2 tRNA genes and 3 rRNA genes are annotated in these 5,790 nt (G+C 50.7%); all 5 read left to right on the top strand.

Annotation, left to right across the window (positions count from 1 at the left end):
* Positions 1-381 precede the first annotated feature (381 nt).
* The 5 genes from AC07VS_RS28635 to rrf all read left to right on the top strand — a co-directional run bounded on the left by AC07VS_RS28635 (position 382) and on the right by rrf (position 5,733).
* Positions 382-1,912 (top strand): 16S ribosomal RNA (locus AC07VS_RS28635).
* A gap of 86 nt (positions 1,913-1,998) precedes the next feature.
* Positions 1,999-2,075, top strand: a tRNA-Ile gene (locus tag AC07VS_RS28630).
* A 29-nt stretch (positions 2,076-2,104) separates the two neighbouring features.
* Positions 2,105-2,180 (top strand) — tRNA-Ala (locus tag AC07VS_RS28625).
* Positions 2,181-2,624: 444 nt separating this feature from the next.
* Positions 2,625-5,498, top strand: a 23S ribosomal RNA gene (locus AC07VS_RS28620).
* 122 nt (positions 5,499-5,620) lie between these two features.
* A 5S ribosomal RNA gene (gene rrf, locus AC07VS_RS28615) occupies positions 5,621-5,733 on the top strand.
* Together the 16S, 23S and 5S rRNA genes with 2 tRNA genes alongside form the textbook arrangement of a ribosomal RNA operon.
* Positions 5,734-5,790: the final 57 nt, after the last annotated feature.

The following is a 5,790-nucleotide window of genomic DNA, read 5'->3' as shown; positions in this document are numbered from 1 at the left end:
GTGGTTTGAGAAGTTTTCTGGTTTTGAGTTTGCTGCTGTAAAAAGCGATGTATAATTCGAGGCTCTGCTGAAAGCGGTGGTTGCCAGATGGTGATGCTGCTGAGGTAGAAAAGAAAAAAAGTTTTGCCAGTTACTTAAAAACTGTGCTAAGATAGAGGGCTTCGCTGATCGCAGCGAGCTGAAGCGAAAAGAAGAGATTCTGAGTAGTTTGATCCTTAAAAATATACAGCCGATAAGCGTGGGTGTTTGAAGGCGATTGCCAAGTTCTTTGGAACTAGTGCTTAGCACTTTAAACACTCATGAGAATAGAAGTGAAGTTCACTTCAATTCCGTTTTTATGAGTAATGCGTGGCAGCGATGTCATGCGAAAAATTCAAGATCGAACTGTAGAGTTTGATCCTGGCTCAGATTGAACGCTGGCGGCATGCCTTACACATGCAAGTCGAACGGCAGCACGGGAGCAATCCTGGTGGCGAGTGGCGAACGGGTGAGTAAAGTATCGGAACGTGCCCAGTCGTGGGGGATAACGTAGCGAAAGTTACGCTAATACCGCATACGATCTACGGATGAAAGCGGGGGATCGCAAGACCTCGCGCGATTGGAGCGGCTGATATCAGATTAGGTAGTTGGTGGGGTAAAGGCTCACCAAGCCGACGATCTGTAGCTGGTCTGAGAGGACGACCAGCCACACTGGGACTGAGACACGGCCCAGACTCCTACGGGAGGCAGCAGTGGGGAATTTTGGACAATGGGCGCAAGCCTGATCCAGCCATGCCGCGTGCAGGATGAAGGCCTTCGGGTTGTAAACTGCTTTTGTACGGAACGAAAAGGTTTGGCCTAATAAGCTGGACCCATGACGGTACCGTAAGAATAAGCACCGGCTAACTACGTGCCAGCAGCCGCGGTAATACGTAGGGTGCGAGCGTTAATCGGAATTACTGGGCGTAAAGCGTGCGCAGGCGGTTATGTAAGACAGATGTGAAATCCCCGGGCTCAACCTGGGAACTGCATTAGTGACTGCATAGCTGGAGTACGGCAGAGGGGGATGGAATTCCGCGTGTAGCAGTGAAATGCGTAGATATGCGGAGGAACACCGATGGCGAAGGCAATCCCCTGGGCCTGTACTGACGCTCATGCACGAAAGCGTGGGGAGCAAACAGGATTAGATACCCTGGTAGTCCACGCCCTAAACGATGTCAACTGGTTGTTGGGTCTTCACTGACTCAGTAACGAAGCTAACGCGTGAAGTTGACCGCCTGGGGAGTACGGCCGCAAGGTTGAAACTCAAAGGAATTGACGGGGACCCGCACAAGCGGTGGATGATGTGGTTTAATTCGATGCAACGCGAAAAACCTTACCCACCTTTGACATGTACGGAAGTTACCAGAGATGGTTTCGTGCTCGAAAGAGAACCGTAACACAGGTGCTGCATGGCTGTCGTCAGCTCGTGTCGTGAGATGTTGGGTTAAGTCCCGCAACGAGCGCAACCCTTGTCATTAGTTGCTACGAAAGGGCACTCTAATGAGACTGCCGGTGACAAACCGGAGGAAGGTGGGGATGACGTCAAGTCCTCATGGCCCTTATAGGTGGGGCTACACACGTCATACAATGGCTGGTACAGAGGGTTGCCAACCCGCGAGGGGGAGCTAATCCCATAAAACCAGTCGTAGTCCGGATCGCAGTCTGCAACTCGACTGCGTGAAGTCGGAATCGCTAGTAATCGCGGATCAGAATGTCGCGGTGAATACGTTCCCGGGTCTTGTACACACCGCCCGTCACACCATGGGAGCGGGTTCTGCCAGAAGTAGTTAGCCTAACCGCAAGGAGGGCGATTACCACGGCAGGGTTCGTGACTGGGGTGAAGTCGTAACAAGGTAGCCGTATCGGAAGGTGCGGCTGGATCACCTCCTTTCTGGAAAATTTGCAATTTAATTTGAACACCCACACTTATCGGTTGTTGGAACAGTCTGCTGAGCTGCGAGAGCGGTGAAGTGGAATGGGTCTGTAGCTCAGCTGGTTAGAGCACCGTCTTGATAAGGCGGGGGTCGTTGGTTCGAGCCCAACTAGACCCACCAAGATTCCAATGTCTGGTTGTGGGGATCCCGGGGGATTAGCTCAGCTGGGAGAGCACCTGCTTTGCAAGCAGGGGGTCGTCGGTTCGATCCCGTCATCCTCCACCAATGAATGAAGATGGTTGATTGAAGAGTGTTTCAATAACAAAGCGACTTGATGGTGAATCAGGTTGTTTTGTTATTGATTGCGATAGTGCGATTGATGAGGTGGTTGTTGAAAGACGATTGCCACGGCTGTTCTTTAAAAATTCATAGAGTCGAATCAGAGTTGTCAGAGGAAACTGCACATTCGTAAAGGTTTAGTGCAGACCGTGCCTCTGGCGACAATTTTTTGATTGCGTCAAAACGAATATTCAATGGTTTGTACGGTGAGAGCTGTATGAAGTTGAAATTCAGTAATGACGAATCTTCTTGAAAGTGGTCAGCGATGACTGTGATCGAGGAGTATTCACATTACGGCATAACGCGTCAGGTGAAAGACCTGACATCAGTCCTTGAAATAGATGGAGATGTTTTTAGAGTTGAAAGATTCTTGAGACGTCAAAGTTATAGGGTCAAGTGACTAAGAGCATGTGGTGGATGCCTTGGCGATGATAGGCGACGAAGGACGTGATAGCCTGCGAAAAGCTTCGGGGAGCTGGCAAATTAGCTTTGATCCGGAGATATCCGAATGGGGAAACCCACCGAAAGGTATCGCATGATGAATACATAGTCATGCGAGGCGAACCGGGTGAACTGAAACATCTCAGTAGCTCGAGGAAAAGACATCAACCGAGATTCCGAAAGTAGTGGCGAGCGAAATCGGAGAAGCCTGCTAGTGATAGCTACGAACTTAACAGAACGACTTGGAAAGGTCGACCACAGTGGGTGATAGTCCCGTATGTGAAAAGATCGTGGTGGTACTGAGCTAGCGAAAAGTAGGGCGGGACACGAGAAATCCTGTCTGAATATGGGGGGACCATCCTCCAAGGCTAAATACTCATCATCGACCGATAGTGAACTAGTACCGTGAGGGAAAGGCGAAAAGAACCCCGGGAGGGGAGTGAAATAGATCCTGAAACCGCATGCTTACAAAAAGTAGGAGCCCGCAAGGGTGACTGCGTACCTTTTGTATAATGGGTCAGCGACTTACATTCAGTGGCAAGGTTAACCGAATAGGGAAGCCGTAGAGAAATCGAGTCCGAATAGGGCGTTCAGTCGCTGGGTGTAGACCCGAAACCAAGTGATCTATCCATGGCCAGGATGAAGGTGCCGTAACAGGTACTGGAGGTCCGAACCGACTAGTGTTGCAAAACTAGCGGATGAGCTGTGGATAGGGGTGAAAGGCTAAACAAACTTGGAAATAGCTGGTTCTCTCCGAAAACTATTTAGGTAGTGCCTCAAGTATTACCGTCGGGGGTAGAGCACTGTTTAGGCTAGGGGGTCATGGCGACTTACCAAACCTATGCAAACTCCGAATACCGACGAGTACAGCTTGGGAGACAGAGCACCGGGTGCTAACGTCCGGACTCAAGAGGGAAACAACCCAGACCGCCAGCTAAGGTCCCTAAAATTGGCTAAGTGGGAAACGAAGTGGGAAGGCTAAAACAGTCAGGATGTTGGCTTAGAAGCAGCCATCATTTAAAGAAAGCGTAATAGCTCACTGATCGAGTCGTCCTGCGCGGAAGATGTAACGGGGCTAAGCCAGTTACCGAAGCTGCGGATTTGCAATTTATTGCAAGTGGTAGGAGAGCGTTCTGTAAGCCTGTGAAGGTGGGTTGTGAAGCCTGCTGGAGGTATCAGAAGTGCGAATGCTGACATGAGTAGCGTTAAAGCGGGTGAAAAGCCCGCTCGCCGTAAGCGCAAGGTTTTCTACGCAACGTTCATCGGCGTAGAGTGAGTCGGCCCCTAAGGCGAGGCAGAGATGCGTAGTTGATGGGAAACAGGTCAATATTCCTGTACCGATGTGTAGTGCGATGTGGGGACGGAGAAGGTTAACTCAGCCAACTGTTGGATATGTTGGTTCAAGCTTGTAGTCGTGCCTGGTAGGCAAATCCGCCGGGCTTAGATGAGGAGTGATAACGAGGCTGCTTGCAGCCGAAGTGAGTGATACCCTGCTTCCAGGAAAAGCCACTAAGCTTCAGCTACACACGACCGTACCGCAAACCGACACTGGTGCGCGAGATGAGTATTCTAAGGCGCTTGAGAGAACTCAGGAGAAGGAACTCGGCAAATTGATACCGTAACTTCGGGAGAAGGTATGCCCCAAGTAGGTGAACTCGTACAGAGGGAGCTCAAAGGGGTTGCAAAAAATCGGTGGCTGCGACTGTTTAATAAAAACACAGCACTCTGCAAACACGAAAGTGGACGTATAGGGTGTGACGCCTGCCCGGTGCTGGAAGATTAAATGATGGGGTGCAAGCTCTTGATTGAAGTCCCAGTAAACGGCGGCCGTAACTATAACGGTCCTAAGGTAGCGAAATTCCTTGTCGGGTAAGTTCCGACCTGCACGAATGGCGTAACGATGGCCACACTGTCTCCTCCTGAGACTCAGCGAAGTTGAAATGTTTGTGATGATGCAATCTCCCCGCGGAAAGACGGAAAGACCCCATGAACCTTTACTGTAGCTTTGTATTGGACTTTGAACAGATCTGTGTAGGATAGGTGGGAGGCTTTGAAGTGAGGACGCTAGTTCTCATGGAGCCAACGTTGAAATACCACCCTGGTGTGTTTGAGGTTCTAACCTAGGTCCCTTATCGGGATCGGGGACAGTGCATGGTAGGCAGTTTGACTGGGGCGGTCTCCTCCCAAAGTGTAACGGAGGAGTTCGAAGGTACGCTAGGTACGGTCGGACATCGTGCTAATAGTGCAATGGCATAAGCGTGCTTAACTGCGAGACTGACAAGTCGAGCAGATGCGAAAGCAGGACATAGTGATCCGGTGGTTCTGTATGGAAGGGCCATCGCTCAACGGATAAAAGGTACTCTGGGGATAACAGGCTGATACCGCCCAAGAGTTCATATCGACGGCGGTGTTTGGCACCTCGATGTCGGCTCATCTCATCCTGGGGCTGTAGCCGGTCCCAAGGGTATGGCTGTTCGCCATTTAAAGAGGTACGTGAGCTGGGTTTAAAACGTCGTGAGACAGTTTGGTCCCTATCTTCCGTGGGCGCTGCAGATTTGAGGAAGCCTGCTCCTAGTACGAGAGGACCGGAGTGGACACACCTCTGGTGTATCGGTTGTCACGCCAGTGGCATTGCCGAGTAGCTATGTGTGGAAGAGATAACCGCTGAAAGCATCTAAGCGGGAAACTCGTTTCAAGATGAGATCTGCCGGGGGCTTGACCCCCCTAAAGAGTCGTTCAAGACCAGGACGTTGATAGGTCAGGTGTGGAAGCGCAGTAATGCGTTAAGCTAACTGATACTAATTGCTCGTGCGGCTTGACCCTATAACTTTGAATCCAATTCAAAGTCTGGTTATGCCAAGACGCAATACAAAAAATAAAATCTGATTCCAAACTCTATGAATTCGCCGGGCTGTTGAGCAACAACAGTCCAGCACCAAGTTATGCCTGATGACCATAGCGAGTTGGTCCCACTCCTTCCCATCCCGAACAGGACAGTGAAACAACTCCGCGCCGATGATAGTGCGGGTTCCCGTGTGAAAGTAGGTCATCGTCAGGCTCTTACAGCCCTCAAAACCCCCTCCAGGAAACTGGCGGGGGTTTTGTCTTTGGGGCT

The sequence above is a fragment of the Curvibacter sp. GW821-FHT01G03 genome (assembly GCF_059422285.1).
Note: the sequence above shows the minus strand (reverse complement) of the source record. Positions and strands in the feature narration are given on the sequence as shown.